Source organism: Okeania sp. (assembly GCF_983059655.1).
This window is the reverse complement of record NZ_CEZPJD010000194.1, coordinates 8285-11340: the sequence shown is the minus strand read 5'-3', so window position 1 is coordinate 11340 and position 3056 is coordinate 8285. Positions and strand designations below refer to the sequence as shown.

Here is a 3056-nt window from a genome sequence, read left to right as displayed (position 1 = left end):
TGGCTATTGATAGTCAGGAAAAGTTAGTGGTATTGGAGTTAAAAAATGTTGAGGATAGGGGAATTGTTCAACAGTTGACTCGTTATTATGATGCTTTGTTAGATGAGAAGCCTTTTAGTGACAAAGTTGATTATCGGCAACCTGTGAGATTAGTAGCAATTACTCCTAGTTTTCATCGGGATAATTTTACAGATAGAAAATATCACACTCTTGATTTTCAATTTTTGGAATTTTCTGTTATTCAAGATGGGGATAACTTTTATTTTTGTTTAAAAGATATTGATAATGGGGAGATTTCAAAGGCAATTATTCCCTATCAGGAGCTAGAAAATGATTTAGATTTACCTAGCCCACCAACAGCCCTTTTGAAAGTTGTAAATAATTTGGATTCTCAACAGCAGGAAGAGGTATTTAGGGTTAGACGGAAAATTTTGGGGTTTGACAGTAGGATGCAGGAATTTTCTTCTGCTGGAAGTATTAAATATGGAATTGGTAGTGGGAAAAGTAGTAAATCTTGTGCTGAATTTTTCTTGGATAAAGGCGAATTAATAATATTTCTCTGGATACCATATAAGGGTGGTGAAAGTTCGAGAATTGGCAGAGCTAGAATTTGGACAGATTGGCAAGATAAAGCTTTAATTGAAGGTTATGTATCTAGTGGAGTAGGAACAGAAATAAATCGGCATAAAAGGGGTATGCAAAAATTAATAGAAGCGATTGAAATAGGGAAAGGCGTTTTTCTTTTTACTATCGGTCGTGACTCTTATGGTCGTGGATATTACCTTTCGTTACCGACAAACGACAAAATGGGAGAAAAATATGTTAAGGAAATCAGGAGAATTATGAAGTATCCCAAAAATCTAAAACCTCTCATCTGTGAAGATATAGAGCTATTTAAGCATTATAAAAAACTATGGGAAGCAAGAATAGGGAAAGAATTAAAAACAGAAGTTTTAGATTGTTATAAATCTCTAGACTCATTAATTGATTTAGCACTAGAAAAATGGCGTTCAAAACTTTAAATATAATTTATATAAAGTTCTATTTATCTTTTTCTTCATGGGTTTAATATTCCACAGTCTACAGGGTTTTTACAATATGGTGAGGATTTGTAGAAGCGGAGGGGATACTTAAAAGTTGTCCTATCCACTTTTTTCTTCTTCCTTATTCAATATTTGCTATCAAATCTCTGTAATACCAAGCGTAAAAAAAGAATGTTACAAATAATAAGCAGTATTAAAATAATTTTTAGGAAATATCTATTGGAAAAAAAAGATAAATTACTACATAAAAAATGGTATTAAATCTATTCCCATGCGACTCCTGACTCCTGTCTCCTGACTCCTAAGCAGTAACCTAAATATTTATAGCAAAGATTTATCAAGCTGGTATAACACTACTAAAAAATTAAATTATTGACAAAAAAATTAAGTCTCAAGCCTTCCCCCTTGAAGGAGATAAAAAAGAAAATTCTGCATCTTAAAAATTTCCTTATTGCAGGAGGTACTGATAACTGATAACTGATAACTGATAACTGAATTGGCTGACGATAAAAAAATTTGATACAATGTACCTAAAATTTAGCTAATATACATAAAAATGACTCAGCCAATATTATCAATTGTAGTACCCACAAGAGAAGGTCTTCCTGAATATTGGATCGAAACTCTTTTAAAAATAAATGGAGATGTAGAATTAATTTTAGCTCACCCCCCAGGAATGAAAAAACTGCCAATTAGTGACCCCCGAATGCAACAAATAAATAGTTCATTTAGGGGAGAAATAATTCAAAGAATGACTGGGTTAACAAACGCTTCAGGAAAATATATTTTAACAGTAAATTGTGATGAAATTCTCAATCCAGACATTGTAGAAATAACCAAAAAATATTTTACAAGGTTTCCAGATAGTTGGGTTTTAAGACTTAATAGAAAAGAAGTAAAATACGGTGATGAGGCTAGTTTAAAATCTCCATGGGAATCAATATTTAATATTGATGAAATGAATACTTGTGGTGTAAGGACGGGAGACCAAAGTTTACAAAATCAACCAAATTATATGGTGGAAATACCCATAGCTCCTTTGCATAATAAATTTAATCCCTTGTGTCTGTTAGGAAAAAGAAAAGATCATCAAGGATGGCATACAGAAAACTTTGATAAAAAGGTATGGAAAAATGAAATAGTACAAGCAACTTTGGCAGATATTAGAGATGCAATGATTTTGTCAGGACCGTTTAAATATTTTCCTTTTTGGTGTTTAGATAGATTATTAGGACTTTCTATTCAAGCAAAGTATTATGAACAAGGAAAAATTATCGGTCATAAATTGCCTAAACCAGAACAAATTAGAATTGAAGATAATCCTCCTGAATATAAAAGAAGTAAAAGATTTTATGTATTTGCCGAACTTTTATTACTGAAAAATAATCCTCAATATGGCTATCTCTGGAATCTAATTTTAGCTCAATTAACAGAGATTCCTGTGAGGGCAGTTTCTTCTATAAATCGGCGTTTTTCTGAGAAGAAAATGCAGAAAATTACTAATGGTTGAAGAAGGAAGAAGTGGATGGGGACAGTCTTCGACAAGCCCCTCCGCGTCTACAAACCCCAACCAATTGTCAGCACCGTATAGACAGTGGGGTATTAAACCCAAAAGAAAAAGATGTTGAAGAAGGAAGAAGGAAGAAGGAGGCTTGACATAAGAAATATGCTCTTTTCTCTTGATCGATTAGACATGGCTCCGAAACTTCGCCATCTCTCGAACGCTTTTGATCGGTAAAGGCAGAGAGCAAGAAGCAGAAGGCAGAAGGGAATTCTGACTCCTGGCCTCTGCCCTTAGCTCCTGCTGCCTTCGTTTATCTCCTTAAAAGGGGAGGCTTTAGACTAGAATTTTTAGGTAATTAGTAAAAAGTTGCTAGGATATATTAATTTTTTTACTATCTTCAAAAGTTTTGTCATATAACAAGTAACTACCATTTGCAAACTGCTAATTCCCAATTAATAATTACTAAAATTTAACCGGAAGCGAGGGAAGAGAATTTGTAGCTAAATTCA

General features: G+C 33.2%; 2 protein-coding genes. Both read left to right on the top strand.

All coding sequences use genetic code 11. The features are described from left to right. Window positions 1-1022 (top strand): hypothetical protein (locus tag AC3DU7_RS13070; protein ID WP_488039775.1); only part of this gene is annotated, 1022 nt, incomplete at its 5' end. Window positions 1023-1599: 577 nt separating this feature from the next. Continuing rightward, window positions 1600-2553: a glycosyltransferase family 2 protein gene (locus AC3DU7_RS13065; RefSeq protein ID WP_488039774.1), complete on the top strand. Its 954-nt coding sequence runs from the start codon at window positions 1600-1602 to the stop codon at window positions 2551-2553. Window positions 2554-3056: the final 503 nt, after the last annotated feature.